Genomic DNA, 14,016 nt, shown 5'->3' with positions numbered 1-14,016 from the left:
AAAAAGATGGTACGCGGTGGTATTGTTGCTGTGGGTTTAATTCGATATGAAAGGGTGACTTCGGTGTCCCAGATGGATTCTACGCTCTCCTATATTACTGACCAGTTGAAGGCGCTTACTTCGATTGCTTCGCCTACGGGGTTTACTCGTGCGGCGACCGATTATCTGATGGAGACGCTTCGCGATATGGGGTTTGGGCCTGAGCGTTCTAATAAGGGTAACGTGCTCGTTGAGCTTGGTGGCGAGGGTGAGCCGCTCGTACTGGCGAGCCATGTCGATACCCTGGGCGCCATGGTGCGCTCCATCAAGGACAATGGTCGCCTGCGTCCCACGACGCTTGGCGGGCATCAGTGGTCTACGGCCGATGGCGAGAACTGCACCGTTTATACGCGCGACGGCAAAGTCTTTACGGGTGTGGTCCTCAATACCGAGCCTTCGGCGCACGTTGCCGACGAGCCGGTCAAGACCGTCGAGAAGAACATGGAGATCCTGCTCGACGAGAACGTCGACAGCAAGGACGATGTGCTCGAGCTGGGTATTCAGACCGGCGACATCATCGCTATGGATCCGCGTACCACGGTGACGGAGAGCGGCTACATTAAGAGCCGCTTCCTGGATGATAAGCTTTCGGCCGCCATTTTGCTGGGCTTGGCGCGTGCCGTCGCCGCTGGCGAGGTGACGCTTTCGCGCAAGGTATCGCTGCTCTTTACGGTGTACGAGGAGGTCGGCCACGGCGGTGCCTTTGTGCCGGCCGACACGCGCGAGATGATTAGCGTGGACATGGGCTGCGTGGGTGACGACCTGGGCTGCACCGAGCGCATGGTTTCAATCTGCGCCAAGGATTCGGGCGGTCCGTACAACTACGACCTGGTAACCACGCTGTCCAACATCGCGCGCGAGCTGGAGCTCGATTACGCCATCGACGTGTATCCGCACTACGGCTCAGACGTTGAGGCCACGCTTTCTGCCGGCTACGACATCCGTCACGGCCTGATCGGCCCCGGCGTGTACGCGAGCCACAACTACGAGCGCAGCCACATCGACGGCGTGCGCAACACCTACGAGCTGGTCCGAGCCTACGTGCAGCGCTAGGCGCGCCGATAACGGCGCTGGCCAGCGTGACTGAAAAGCCAGCGCCACCCCCCCAATAAGTTGCGGTGAAATAGGGACTGTTTAAGCGTTTTAAATGCGAAAACAGTCCCTATTTCACCGCAACTTAGGAGGCAGCGCTGTTATCTCCGCACGTGTCGTAGTACCTCAACGGCGGCGCTTACCTCTATCGTGCGGCGCTCGAGACCGCGGCGGATGGCCTTGAGGCGATTGTCTGCCGTTGCCCATGCACTTTGTGAGAGGATTTCGGCCGCCTCGTCGACGAATCCATCGAGGCGCGATGCATCGAACCAATCGAGTGAGTCGGCAAATGCCAGCTGAGTGGAAGGGTCCGGCCCAAACGGTTTGGCGGCAAACCCAAACTCCCCGGTAACGAGCGCGGCGGCTGGCACGTTGTACCACAAGCAATTGCCGCTATCGAACAGCGGTGCAGGCCGTATCTCCAAGGTGTCGACGTTGCGGATGATGCCGAAGTTCCGCCAGTGGCGGTCGCTGTTGGCCAGGAGGGCATCACAGACGATCATCTGCGACACGGATCTTCTCACGGCAGCTTCGTCAGCCCCGTGTCTGCCGAGATAGCGACAGTATCTATCGTATGTCGAGCTTCCTCGCTGGCCACCGAGTGCGTCCCTGATATAAGCGGCCGGCACGTATTCCTCGCGGCCATTAAGAAAGTCATCGCATAGGCATACGGGCCCGTCGAACATGCGCTCGACCGTATAGGGAACAAACTCACCTTTGGATAGCAGACGCCGATGTAGAGCTGTTGCAACCGCCTCGTTAAACGGTCGCTGATCGTCCATTCCACATCCTTTGACCAGGATACGAACGCCATTGCAGATCATCCAGGATTTGGGGAGCTCGCCCTCGGACGTATTGTCAGGATTTTTGAGTCCGATGCCCTCAAGCCAACCTGAACGCTGCTCGGGTGCCGACCGTTCAAAATCGTTCTCGAAATAATTGAGGTGCCGCCAATTGAGCTCATCGCAGTCGACCGGTCTCAGCCAGTAGCAATCAGAAAGCGAAAAACCCAGGCATCGGATGGGCACTTCAATACCGCTGGCGATACCTGGGTCTCGATAGCGAGAAATCGTTGGTCTTAAGCTGCTGGCCTCGTTAAGTATTTACAATGTTAAATTTAGCATTTAAGCAGAGCATAATACTTAACGAAGTTGCGGTGAAATAGGAACTGTTTTGGCGTTTGAAACGCTTAAACAGTCCCTATTTCACCGCAACTTATCGGGGGTACGGCTATTTGATGGCGGCGGTTACGGTGCCGCCGCCGAGGACGACGTCGCCGCGGTAGATAACGACTGCCTGGCCGGGGGCGATGGCTCGTTGCGGCTCGTCAAAGGTCAAGAGCATCTGCCCGTCTTCGCCACGCGTGAGGGTCGCTGCCTGGTCTTTCTGACGGTAGCGGTACTTGGCGCCCACGCGAATGCCGCCGGACGTGAGCTCGGCCTCCATGTGGTCGGCAGGGGCGCTCCAAATCCAGTCGTTGGCCGTGAGTGCCGTGGCCGTCAGGTCCTCTGCCTCGCCCAGATGCACGGTGTTGTTGACGGCGTCGACGCCCGTTACGTACACGGGATGCGCCATCGCGACGCCCAAGCCCTTACGCTGGCCGATGGTATAGCGCAGCGCGCCATTGTGGCGCCCGACCACGCTGCCGTCGCGCCACACAATGTCGCCCGGTGCAGCGGGATGTCCGCAGCGGCGCTCGATATAGCCCGCGTAGTCACCGTCTGGAATAAAGCAGATGTCCTCGCTTTCTGCCTTCTTGGCGTTAACAAAGCCCTGCTCGGTGGCTATGCGGCGCACGTCGTGCTCTTTGTCTAGGCCTGCCAGCGGAAAGATCGTGTGCGCCAGGCGCTCCTGCGTGAGCGAATACAAAAAGTAACTCTGGTCCTTTTTGGGGTCCTCGCCGCGATGCAGCTGCCAGGTGCCGTCGGGCGCCTGGCTCGTTTTGGCGTAATGGCCCGTGGCGATGTAGTCGCAGCCCATGTCCAGCGCCGCATCGAGCAGCGCGCCAAACTTAATGTGGCGGTTGCAGATAATGCACGGATTGGGCGTCAGCCCCTCCTGGTAGGCGCTCACAAAGCGCTCGATTACGTTACGGTCGAAGGTTTGCTGCAAGTCGAGCACGTGATGGGGTATTCCCAGGCGCCCGGCGACGGCCTTCGCGTCAGCGATGTCGCGATCGACTTTGCTCATGCCTGTTGCGGGATCGGGTGCGGGGCAGGTGAGGCGCATGGTGGCACCGACACATTCGTAACCCTGACTTTTGAGCAGATACGCGGTCACGCTGGAATCGACGCCGCCGCTCATGGCGACGAGCACGCGCTTGTTGTGCATGGGGAGGTTCTCCTTGGTGGCATGTGGCCAAAAAAGAAAAGCGGCGCGGGAGGCTGGTTCCGCGCCGCAGACATTGTAGCAAGTTCGGAGGTCTCGTGGGACACCCTGTTGGGATAAGCCCAGGCTGCCAGAAGAGAGGGGAGACCGGCGTGCCTTGGACTCGTTCTAAGAACGAGAAGCTCTAGTCCTGGAAGAGCGCCGTGGACAGGTAGCGCTCGCCGGTGTCGGCGAGCAGCGCCACGATGGTCTTACCCTCGTTCTCGGGGCGCTTGGCCAGCTGCAGTGCGGCCCACACGGCGGCGCCGGACGAAATGCCCACGAGCACGCCCTCCTTGTGGCCCACGGCGCGGCCGGTGGCAAAGGCGTCGTCGTTCTCGACGGGGATGATCTCGTCGTAGACCTGGGTGTCGAGGACGTCGGGCACAAAGCCGGCACCGATACCCTGGATCTTGTGCGGGCCGGCCTGGCCCTTGGAGAGCACCGGGGAGGTGGCGGGCTCGACGGCGACGACCTGAATCTCGGGGTTTTGCTCCTTGAGGAACTCGCCCACGCCGGTCACGGTGCCGCCGGTGCCAACGCCGGCGACGAAGATGTCGACCTTGCCGTCGGTGTCATCCCAGATCTCGGGGCCGGTCGTGGCCTTGTGGATGGCGGGGTTGGCGGGGTTTATGAACTGGCCGGCGATGATGCTGTTGGGGGTCTCCTTCTGCAGCTCCTCGGCCTTAGCGATGGCGCCCTTCATGCCCTTGGAACCATCGGTGAGCACAAGCTGCGCGCCGTACGCCTGCATTAGCTTGCGGCGCTCGACGGACATGGTCTCGGGCATGGTGATGATCACCTTGTAGCCGCGGGCGGCCGCCACGGAGGCGATGCCGACGCCGGTGTTGCCGCTCGTGGGCTCGATGATGGTGTAGTCGCCGCCGCGCACGAGCTTGCCGGCCTTCTCGGCCTCGTCGATCATGTTCTTGGCGACGCGGTCCTTAACGGAGCCGGCGGGGTTGAAGTACTCGAGCTTGACGAGCACGCGGGCCTTGAGGTCCTCGTCGGCCTCAAAGTGGGTGAGCTCCAGAAGCGGAGTGTGGCCGATAAGCTGATCGATGGACGTGTAAACCTTGCTCATGGTGAACCTCCAAAGTGTTCAAGTTTGCTGGATACCGTGTGGTTTTACGGTGTGTCTAACAGCTAAACCCATAAACCTTATAGGTTGTTCGTTTAGCTGTTGAAAAGCATAGTAGACACTAAAGCCTACTAATGCAATAGGAAAAAGATATTTATTGCAAGATGATTAACCCGCTGGACTGGAACGGGAGTTTTCAAAACCACTTTTTCGGCTAGAATTGCTTCGAACAAAAGACCGAAAGGCAGCACTATATATGTTGGTTTCTACTAAGGGCAGGTACGCCCTGCGCGTTATGGTCGACCTGGCCGAGCACCAGGCGGCTGGCCGTATCCCGCTTAAAGAGATTGCGGCACGTCAGGGTATTTCGGAGAAGTACCTCGAGAATATTCTGGCGACGCTCGTGCGCGCCAATATGCTCTCGGGCATGCGCGGCAAGGGCGGTGGCTACGTGCTCACGCGCTCGCCCGAGCAGTATACGGTGGGCGAGATCCTGCGCTTGACCGAGGGCAGCCTGGCACCGGTTGCCTGCCTGGACGGTGACTGCAAGGGCTGTTCGCGCTCCGATGAGTGCCCCACGCTCGATGTGTGGAAGAACCTGGACAAGCTCATCAACGACTACCTCGACGGCGTGACGCTTGACCAACTTGTCACTCACAACGAGGGCTACGACTACGTGATCTAGCCCCACCTGCCGCGTGGGGACAGGGTGGAAATGGAAGAATTTCTGACCCTCTGAGACTGGACAAAGAAGGCCGCCCATTTTTGCGATGGGCGGCCTTTGCTTTGAGCTTCTGTGACTCCTGACGACGGATTGTTTTAATCGTTGGCGACGCCGTCGAGGATGCTGCGCATGATGGATACCAGGATACTGCCCATAAAGGCCGAGCCAAAGCTGGCGATAGAAATGCCGGCGCCTAGGAGATTAACCGACAGGTAGCTGGCGAGCTCGAGCATAAAGCTGTTGACCACGAGCTGGAAAATGCCCAGCGTAATAATGGTGAGCGGCAGCGAAATGACCGTGAGGAATGGCTTTACGAGCGAGTCGACGATGTTGAGGAACAGCCCCACAAAGGCAAAGCAGACCCAGGCTTCGGCAAAACCGAAGGGTTGGATGCCGGGGACGAGAAACGTGGCGATCGCAATGGCGATCGAGGTGAAGAGCCAGTTAAGCATAAAGCGCATGGTGTGATCCCTTTCTGCGCAGACAGTGTGTCGATTTGTTTGGACGCCCATTGTCGCAAATATTCGTGGAGCTTACGTGCGCATTTAGTTTCAAAACGGCGTTCGTCCTGAAAAACGCGCCGCTGACAGAGAGTCTTATCGCTTTAGTTTAGTGGTGTGCTACACTGCTACGGGCAAATGCCCCATGCATTGTTTTATTGCATAGAACGGGCGAACGATGCCCGATGTCAGTATCAACTTCGATGCCTTTTGGCGGGTTTGGCGGTGATCGATGAATATCGAGAACATGTTTGACAAGCCTGATGTCAAGCAGCTGGTCCACGCATTTAGTCTTTTGGACGACGAGAAGGATATTCAAGCGTTTTTGACCGATATCTGCACGCCGCGCGAGATCTGCGATCTTTCGCAGCGCCTGCAGGTCGCGCGTTATCTGGATGAGGGTGAGCCCTATGTTGAGGTTCAGGCCCGCACCGGCGCTTCGTCCACCACGGTGAGCCGCGTATCCAAGGCGCTGAACGGCGAGTACGGCGGCTATCGCAAGATCCTCATCAAGCTGGAGGACGGCGAGTAGGCCAACGGCAAAAAAACGAATTGCGCAGAACCGTCCCTTCGGGGGCGGTTTTTTGATTCCTTGGGGACGGAAGAAAACGGATCACCGGGTTAGACTGACCCCCTAGGTAATCCGTTTTCCTCCGTCCCCAAGGGATCAAATCTGTTGGCGTGGGGCAAATCTGTCCGCGTGGGCGGGTAGGATAGATACATTGATTATTGCGAACAGTTTGAGTGGAGGACCATGCCTGTTCGAATCTATACCACCAATGCCGGCGCGGACCTGAGCGATGTCGAGGCGGCGCTGCTCGCCGACCTGGTTGCCCGTCACGGGCGTGCCGTATTGCTGGCGCCTACGTTTGCCGAGCTCGACCTGTGCCGCCACGATGCGGCGGTGGACGGCGCCTCGCTGGGCGTTGATTACAAGACCCCCTCGTCGTGGCTCCGTTCGCTGTGGGAGCTGATGGGCGACGGCCGCAGCTTTGTCGACAACCTGCAGCGTCAGATGCTGTTCTCGGATATGGTTGCCCGTCGCGACGATGCCGACCTGCAGCCGCTTTCGCGCAGCCAGGGTACGGTGCGCATGCTCGCACGCATGGCTCGCGATGTCCTGCCGGGTGTAGCGGGGACGGGCGCTGAGCGCCGCTGCGACAACGTTTGCCAGCCCGAGCCCAAAAGCGACGCCGAGGCTCGTGTGTTCGAGCTGCTGCGCGCCTACGCGAGCGGCTTGGACCGCCGAGATCTGGTCGAGCCCTGCGAGGCGGCCGACATGATGGCCGGCGCCTTTGCCGACAATCTGCCCGCCTGCGCCCGCGCGGTGTTCGTGCGCGGCGTCACGTCGTTTGCGCATGGCCTGCTCGAGCTGCTGTCTGCCGTGGCGAATGGCGGGGGAGAGGTCGTCGTGCTGCTCGCCCGCGAGCAGGCGGCAATGCGCGAGGAACTTGCTGCGGCCTTTGATGCCCGCGGTGTGCTGTTTGAGATTGCGCCGCTGGGGGAGGACGCTGCCGCGTCTAAGACCTCCTCTAAGCCCACCGCTCAGCCTGCCTTTATAGAGGTCGCCGGTCCCCATGCCCGCGCCTATGCCTATGCGAATGCTATTGATAAGTTGGTAAAGGCGCGCGAGGGTGCTGCACCGCGCGACGGCGCTGCGGCACCGGCCGATCCTGCGCGCGTGCTCGTGGTGTCCGCCCAGGCGCCCCAGTTGTTCGGCGAGCTTGCCGCCCGTTTGGCGGCGCGCCACATCGCGGCCGAGACAACCGAGTTCACGGCGTTTTCCCAATCCATCGCGGGCAGGCAGTTCACGGCGCTTGCCAACCTGATCGAGCGCATGAAGGCTGCTGACGAGGGCACCGCCTCCAAGACCGAGTGGTGGCCCGCCCCGGAGCTTACCGACTGGATTTATAGCCCACTTTCGGGCGCCGACGCCGCCAGCGCGCGAACCTTCGATAAGAACATGCGCCTGTCGCGCAGCAAGACCACTGCGGGCGTCAAGAGTCTGCTGCAGAGCGTGCAGGGCCAGGTGAGGGGTGCGCGTAAGGCGGCCAGCGACCAGAACTGGTTTAAGAACGTGCCGTGCGTGGTCTCGGACGTGTTCCAAGCGCTGTGGCGTGACAAGCCCGTGACGGCGCTCAAGGCCATGCTTGCCGTTGCCGAGGCGCTGCCCGATCGCGCGTTTGGCGGTCTCGACGGCCAGGCCCGTCGCCAGGCCGAGACTGCCCTGCTGCGCCATGCCATCGACATCCTTATGAACGACGCCCGCGCGCTCGACGTGTCGCAGGCGGCTACCGTGCCCGTGCTCGACGGCGTCCGCACTAAGGTGGATAAGCGCAGCGCCGCTTACGGTTACGAGACCTACGAGGTCGATCGCACCCCGCGTGCCCAGGTGCGCTTTGTGTCTCTTGCCGATGCGGCAGCGCTGCGTCCCAACAGCTACGATGCGGTGTTGTTTGCCGATGTCGACTTGGACAGCTATCCGCTCTCGCATGAGGAGGGCCCGTTGGCCACGTTGACGGAAGAGCTGGATCGCGGCGGCGTGACGCTTGAGCCCGCCGCCCTGCTGCGCGTGCGCTTTGGGCGTGCGATGCAGGCTGCGCGCGGCTCCGTTGTGCTTGCCCGCGTGACCCACGACCGTCAGGCGCGCGAGTGCTATCCGGCTGCCGTGTGGACCGAGTTGCGCGCGCACGCCAAGGCCGCTGACGCCGACAAGGCCGCCGGCGCCGCCAAGGCGACGTGCGTGGGCGAGGGCGATATCGTGAGGGACTTCGACCCCGCCGCCGGCGAAGGGCTCGAGCGCAAGCGGGTCGCATGCGAAGCCCCTCAGCATCTGAGCGCCGAGGCCGTGCCGTATCTGGTTTTGCGCCGCCGCGATGGTGAGGGCGAGGATGCGCCGCTCGTGCCGCGTTTAACGTCCGCCTCGCAGATCGAGGCCTATTCCACCTGCCCGCTGTGCTGGTTTGTGTCCTATCGCGTAAAACCCCAGTCTATCGATGCGGGCTTTGGCAACATGGAGAAGGGCAACTTTGTACACGACGTGTTGGAGCACCTGCATGCTCGCCTGCCGCAGGAAGGTATGGAGCGCGTGACGCCCATGAACCTGCCGCGCGCACAGGAGCTGCTGCGCGAGGTCTTCGACGAGACCCTGGCCGAGCACGCCGGCAAGCGCGGTACCGAGGGCCCGCTCGTGCCACTCTCTCCGGTGGAGGAGCGCCAGGTGGCCGAGATCTTGCCGCAGCTGGAGGGCGTGCTCGCCTATGAGTCCGAGGCGCTTGCGCCCTTTGTCCCGCGCTATCTGGAATTTGCGTTTAACGAGCTTAAGGTCGAGTATGCCGGCTGGCCGCTCGGCGGGCGCATCGACCGCGTGGACGTGGATGCCGAGAACCGTGCCGTGGTGATCGACTACAAGCATCGTTCGGGCGTCGAGGAATATAAGCTCGCCGACCCCACGGTGTTCGACGAGAAGACGGGCGCGGTGCCCGCCGACGACCCGCGTTGGTTGCCGCCGCATACCCAGACGCTCATCTACGCGCAGGCCATGCGGCGGGCGCTGGATCTGAACACGCGCGCGGCGCTCTACTTTTCGACCAAGGGCGGCAAGCCGGCGCTGCGCGGCGCCGCGAGTGACGAGCTGCTCGAGGAGGAACGCGGCGACGGTCGTATTCCAGGCCTTAAGAAGGGCTTTCCGGGCGAGGGCGGCAATATGGACTTCGACACCCTGCTCGACCGCGTGGAGGCCGGTATTGCCGAGCGCCTGCGCGAGCTCGAGGCGGGCAACGTTGCTGCCGTCGATCCGACGTCGGCTCAGGCCGCGCATGCGCGCTGCTCGTATAACCACGAAGGAACGTTTGTAAGGAGGGACGTGTAGACCATGGATCTTTCGACTTTGATGCCGCAACAGCTGCAAGTCGTCAAAACGCTCGACCGCCCGCTGTTTGTCTCGGCGGGCGCCGGTTCGGGCAAGACCTTCACCCTAACGCGCCGTATCGTCTACGCGCTCTCGCCCGAATCCGGTCCGTTCGTTGAGCATCTGGACCAGGTGCTCGCCATTACCTTTACCAAGGACGCCGCGGCCGAGATCCACGACCGCGTGCGCCGCGCGCTTATCGAAGAAGGTATGGACGAGGAAGCCCTGACGGTTGACGATGCCTGGATTTCGACCATCCACGGCATGTGCTCGCGTATCCTGCGCGCGCATGCGCTGGAGCTGGGTATCGACCCCGAATTCACCGTGCTCACGGATACCGATGAGCTTATGGATCAGGCTGTCGAGCATGTACTGGGCCGTGCGACGGCGCCCGATGCCGCCCCCGAGCTTGCCGCTTCGCTCAAAGCCCTCTATGCCTGGTATCCCATGGCGGGCGAGGGCGGTCCCTTTGGCGGCGGCACCACCATCAAGGGTTTGGTGCGCGACCTGCTGGAGCTTTCGAGCCAGCTGCCGGGCGGCATGGACGATGTGTGCGTGGCGCGCGGCCAGGCCGACACCTCTGCGCTTGCCGACGCCTATCGCGCGGCGTTGGGTGCGAGCAAGGCCGCGACCGAGAAAGCGCAGGTGGCACTCGATGCCATCGACGCGTTTGAGGCGAGCGGCAAAACCATGGAGGATGCGGCGCGACTCATGATGTCGTGCAGTATGCCTCGGGCGAGCAAGGCGTTTCCTAAGGAGCAGGTGGAGCTGCTCAAGGCCGAGGCTGCCGATGCATTTATCAATATCGTGCTTGCCTGCGGCGGTCCGGCGCTCGATGCGCTGGTGGGGCTTGCTCGTGCTGTGGAGGCGGAATACCGCGCGCTCAAGGCTGACCAGTCCGCCCTCGATAATAACGACCTGCTGCGCATGGCTTACGAGGCGTTGCGCGATTACCCTGCCATTCGTGCTGCGTACGAGGGCCGCTTTAAGATGGTCATGATCGATGAGTTCCAGGATACCGACCAGATGCAGGTCGATTTGATCCGTTACCTGACGGGCGCGGGGGAGCGCGCGCTGTGCACCGTAGGCGATGCGCAGCAGTCGATCTACCGCTTCCGTGGTGCCGAGGTCGAGGTGTTCCGTCGCCAGGAGCGCAAGGTGGGTTCGACGACGGCGTCCGAGACGGTCGCCACGTCCGATGCCCCCGCCGGCGAGCTCGTCAAGCTTGTACGCAACTTCCGCAGCCACGACGAGGTGCTGCGTTACGTGGCACGCGTCTTCGACGGCGATGACGGCGGCCTGATGCAGGGCTTTTTGGACCTTGAGGCGAGCGATGGGCGCAAAGACACGCTGGTGGCGGATGCCTCGCGCCGTCAGGCGATCTTTGTTGCCGGCGGCAGCACGCAGGAGCGAACGCGGGCGAAAGCTCGTGCGATTGCCGAGCGTTTCCGCGCGCTTGCCGATAAAAAACAGCCCCTGGGCAGCATGGTCCTGCTGCTGGGCCGCATGACCAACGCAGACGTCTACGCCCAGGCCTTCCGCGACCAGGGGCTCGACTGCGTGATCGCAGGCGGCTCGGTCTTTGCCCAGGCAGCCGAGGTGCAGACGGTGCGTGCCCTGGTCTGCGCACTCGCCAATCCGGCCGATACGGCGCAGGGCCTTATGCCACTGCTCGCCTCGCCGATGTTTGCGCTCGGCGCCCAGGAGTTCCTGGCGCTGGCGACCAAGCTCGATAGCGAGACGGGGGAGACTTCGCGCCGGAATATCGACGTGGGCATCATGAGTGATTTCGACGTGCCGGGTTTGCAAGACTTGCCGCTCGTGACGCGTGCCCGCGAGGTGCTGCGCTATGCGCTTCGTCGCGTGGGACGCGATTCGTTCGCCGCCATCGCGCGCGACGTGGTCAATGCCTCCGGCTGGTTCGTGCGTCTGGCGCAGCGCGGCCCCGAGGGCAAGGCCATTGCCGCCAACGTACTCAAGGCGCTCGATGCCGTGGCCGAGGCAGAGGCCGAGCTCGGCAATTCTCCGCGCTCCATTGCGCTGGCCTTCGACCGCTTCTTGGCGGGCAAGGAGGCCCCGTGCGCCCTCAACGAGGGGGGTGACGGCGCGGTGCGCATCATGACCGTGCATGCATCCAAGGGTCTGGAGTATCCGGTCGTAGCGGTTGCCGAGTGCTTTGGCGTGCGCAAATCGTCCGGTGCGGCACAGATGGGCCGCGTCGACGGTGGGGCGCAAGTCGTGGCGCTGCCGGCTCGTTTTGATGGCGTTAAGCTTGCCGACGGGACCTTCGTGAAGGGCGATGACGTCAAAAAGCAGTTTGAACACGCGTTTAAGGGCAAGGGCACGTCGCTGTGGTTGCCGCTGGAGCTCATGGAGGACATCTGCGCGACGGGCTCTCCCGCCGAGGCATTTGCCCGCCTGCGCAACGACGACCTGCAGCTTTCGCTCGAGGAGCGGGCCCGCTTACTCTACGTTGCCATGACGCGTGCCCGCGAGCTGGTGATCTTGGCGATGGATGCCGGCGTGAGCCGCGGCAAGGTGACGGCGCCGACCTTCGACGTCGAGACCGATCTGACCTACGACGTGCTGCGTCGTATTTTGCCTACCGACGCTCTGGACATGCCGCAGCTCGATGCCGACCGCCTGGTGTTCGACAACTCCCAGCCGGGCGACTACGAGCTCATTTCGCTCGCGGACTTTACCTTTGGCGAGCAGGCGTTTGAGGCCAACGCTTCGCTGGATGTCGAGGGCGGGCTTGTCCGCGGCGATGCGGAGCCGGAGGGTGCCGGTGCGGATGCCCGCGCCACCGTTCCCGGTCCTGCCGACCCCGAGCCCGATGCGTTTGAGCTCGTGTATCCCCAGGCGGTGGGCGTGCGCATGGGCACCTGCCCGTATCTGGCGCGCGATTCGTACAGCTACTCGTCAATTGCCGCGGCGCTGCATGCCGAGTCCGAGGACCGAGCCGCCGAGGCGCATGTGCCCATGGACGAGGCTGGCGATGATGCGGAGTCGGATGGTTCCGAGATGACGGATGCAGACGTGGCCGCCGTTGAGCCCGCCGGCAACCCCATGGCGCTGGGCTCGGCGTTCCATGCCGCCTGCCAGTGGCTGATCGAGATGGGTGCCAATGAGCTGCCCGCCGAGCGTGCCGACGCCCTGGCTCGCCTGTGGCGCCTAACGCCGGAGCAGCGCGAACGCTTCGACGTTGCCCTGGACCGCTGGCTCAAGTCGGCGGTCCGTGCCGAGCTGCTTGCCTGGCCGTGCGTTCGCGCCGAGGTGCCGTTCTTTTCGCTGGGCTGCGAGGACGAGGACATCGCCCGCTACGGCGCATATGCCGAGGGCGCTATCGATGCCTTGGCAACCGACCCGGCCGATCCGTCGCACGCGCTGGTCATCGACTACAAGACGGGCGGCACACCGGACGAGACGCCGGAACAGCTGCAGGAGAAGCACGCCCTGCAGGCGCGCGTCTACGCTGATGTTTTGCACAAGGCGGGCTTTGAGGCCGTGACCGTCAAGTTCGTCCGCGTGGAGCAAGTCGACCTCGCCAACCCGTGCGAGCCTCAGGTGGTCACCTACAGCCGCTAGCCCTCAATAACTTGCGGTGGAATACGGACTGTTTTGGCCAAAAAAGCCGCCAAACAGTCCGCATTTCACCGCAACGCATGGGAGAGCCTGGGGCGGTACAATGGCTCGAACGGTTCAAACGAATAAGGAGCCATCATGCAGCTCACCAAAACGCTTAAGGTGACGCCGGAGGAGCTTTTTGACGCTCTGGCGGGGTCCATCATGCAGGATATCGAGAACGCCACGGGCAAGCGTCCCAGCCGCAACAAGCTCAACGGCTATAAGTACGAGAAGCGCGCCCAGTCCGCAAAAGGCAAGGCCAAGGGCATGGCGATCAAGGTTAAAATCAAGCACTTTGACTACCCGTGTCTCTATGAGGTCCGTTTTCAGTATGCGGCGGGCATCAATACTATGCGCTATGAGGCTGCACCTGCTGGCGATGGTGTCTGCGAGCTCACCTATACCGAGGATTTTCAGGGTGTGGGTGGCAACACGTCTGGCACGCGCGGCAAGCTCGGCCTCTTCTTCTATGAGCGCAAGCTCAAGAGCCACGCCAACCAGACGATTGATCAAATCGTCAAATATATCGAGGGTGAGCGCCGCGTAAAGGCTAATCCCGCCTTCGCCGATGATACTGCCGAAAACGCTTCGGATGTATTCCATTGATACCCTGTGCAAAAGTTTTACCGCTCTTCACATCAACTGTGAACACTTCAGGCTTCGAGTCAGTAGCGAG

10 protein-coding genes are annotated in these 14,016 nt (G+C 62.1%); 6 read left to right on the top strand and 4 right to left on the bottom strand.

Annotated features, from left to right (window positions below; all coding sequences use genetic code 11):
• Nucleotides 1–72 precede the first annotated feature (72 nt).
• The gene (locus tag DXC52_RS04845) at nucleotides 73–1,092 is read left to right on the top strand and encodes a M42 family metallopeptidase (RefSeq protein ID WP_117746377.1); all 1,020 of its coding nucleotides are present in this window, start codon (nucleotides 73–75) and stop codon (nucleotides 1,090–1,092) included.
• A 140-nt stretch (nucleotides 1,093–1,232) separates the two neighbouring features.
• On the opposite strand, the gene DXC52_RS04840 is transcribed toward DXC52_RS04845, so the two are convergent.
• The 3 genes from DXC52_RS04840 to cysK form a co-directional block, all read right to left on the bottom strand.
• Nucleotides 1,233–1,913, bottom strand: coding sequence for a hypothetical protein (locus DXC52_RS04840; RefSeq protein WP_117746376.1), 681 nt, complete (start codon nucleotides 1,911–1,913; stop codon nucleotides 1,233–1,235).
• Between the two features lie 448 nt (nucleotides 1,914–2,361).
• A complete protein-coding gene (mnmA, locus tag DXC52_RS04835) occupies nucleotides 2,362–3,585 on the bottom strand; it encodes a tRNA 2-thiouridine(34) synthase MnmA (RefSeq protein ID WP_255413397.1) in 1,224 nt (407 codons plus the stop codon).
• 58 nt (nucleotides 3,586–3,643) lie between these two features.
• The gene (cysK, locus tag DXC52_RS04830; RefSeq protein ID WP_117746374.1) at nucleotides 3,644–4,582 is read right to left on the bottom strand and encodes a cysteine synthase A; all 939 of its coding nucleotides are present in this window, start codon (nucleotides 4,580–4,582) and stop codon (nucleotides 3,644–3,646) included.
• 253 nt (nucleotides 4,583–4,835) lie between these two features.
• On the opposite strand from cysK, the gene DXC52_RS04825 reads away from it, so the two are divergent.
• Nucleotides 4,836–5,264, top strand: coding sequence for an Rrf2 family transcriptional regulator (locus DXC52_RS04825; RefSeq protein WP_117746373.1), 429 nt, complete (start codon nucleotides 4,836–4,838; stop codon nucleotides 5,262–5,264).
• A gap of 134 nt (nucleotides 5,265–5,398) precedes the next feature.
• Here the strand turns inward: DXC52_RS04825 and DXC52_RS04820 are convergent, their stop codons facing one another.
• Nucleotides 5,399–5,764: a phage holin family protein gene (locus DXC52_RS04820; RefSeq protein WP_117746372.1), complete on the bottom strand. Its 366-nt coding sequence runs from the start codon at nucleotides 5,762–5,764 to the stop codon at nucleotides 5,399–5,401.
• A 271-nt stretch (nucleotides 5,765–6,035) separates the two neighbouring features.
• Here DXC52_RS04820 and DXC52_RS04815 point away from each other — a divergent pair, with 271 nt between their 5' ends.
• The 4 genes from DXC52_RS04815 to DXC52_RS04800 all read left to right on the top strand — a co-directional run bounded on the left by DXC52_RS04815 (nucleotide 6,036) and on the right by DXC52_RS04800 (nucleotide 13,946).
• Nucleotides 6,036–6,335, top strand: a complete 300-nt coding sequence (locus DXC52_RS04815) for a YerC/YecD family TrpR-related protein (RefSeq protein WP_022094855.1) — start codon at nucleotides 6,036–6,038, stop codon at nucleotides 6,333–6,335.
• Nucleotides 6,336–6,557: 222 nt separating this feature from the next.
• Nucleotides 6,558–9,674 carry a PD-(D/E)XK nuclease family protein gene (locus tag DXC52_RS04810; protein WP_117746371.1) on the top strand — a complete coding sequence of 1,039 codons (3,117 nt, stop codon included), beginning with the start codon at nucleotides 6,558–6,560 and terminating at the stop codon, nucleotides 9,672–9,674.
• A 3-nt stretch (nucleotides 9,675–9,677) separates the two neighbouring features.
• A complete protein-coding gene (locus tag DXC52_RS04805; protein ID WP_117746370.1) occupies nucleotides 9,678–13,301 on the top strand; it encodes an exodeoxyribonuclease V subunit beta in 3,624 nt (1,207 codons plus the stop codon).
• Between the two features lie 135 nt (nucleotides 13,302–13,436).
• A complete protein-coding gene (locus DXC52_RS04800; RefSeq protein WP_117746369.1) occupies nucleotides 13,437–13,946 on the top strand; it encodes a DUF3284 domain-containing protein in 510 nt (169 codons plus the stop codon).
• Nucleotides 13,947–14,016: the final 70 nt, after the last annotated feature.

The organism is Collinsella sp. TF05-9AC (genome assembly GCF_003438495.1).
Taxonomy (GTDB): Bacteria; Actinomycetota; Coriobacteriia; order Coriobacteriales; family Coriobacteriaceae; genus Collinsella.
This window is presented reverse-complemented; position numbering and strand designations above follow the sequence as displayed.

Coding starts and splice junctions, on each gene's coding strand:
- DXC52_RS04845 (WP_117746377.1), top strand. CDS start 73: ATGGATTCTACGCTCTCCTATATTACTGACCAGTTGAAGGCGCTTACT.
- DXC52_RS04840 (WP_117746376.1), bottom strand. CDS start 1,913: ATGGACGATCAGCGACCGTTTAACGAGGCGGTTGCAACAGCTCTACAT.
- cysK (WP_117746374.1), bottom strand. CDS start 4,582: ATGAGCAAGGTTTACACGTCCATCGATCAGCTTATCGGCCACACTCCG.
- DXC52_RS04825 (WP_117746373.1), top strand. CDS start 4,836: ATGTTGGTTTCTACTAAGGGCAGGTACGCCCTGCGCGTTATGGTCGAC.
- DXC52_RS04820 (WP_117746372.1), bottom strand. CDS start 5,764: ATGCGCTTTATGCTTAACTGGCTCTTCACCTCGATCGCCATTGCGATC.
- DXC52_RS04815 (WP_022094855.1), top strand. CDS start 6,036: ATGAATATCGAGAACATGTTTGACAAGCCTGATGTCAAGCAGCTGGTC.
- DXC52_RS04810 (WP_117746371.1), top strand. CDS start 6,558: ATGCCTGTTCGAATCTATACCACCAATGCCGGCGCGGACCTGAGCGAT.
- DXC52_RS04805 (WP_117746370.1), top strand. CDS start 9,678: ATGGATCTTTCGACTTTGATGCCGCAACAGCTGCAAGTCGTCAAAACG.
- DXC52_RS04800 (WP_117746369.1), top strand. CDS start 13,437: ATGCAGCTCACCAAAACGCTTAAGGTGACGCCGGAGGAGCTTTTTGAC.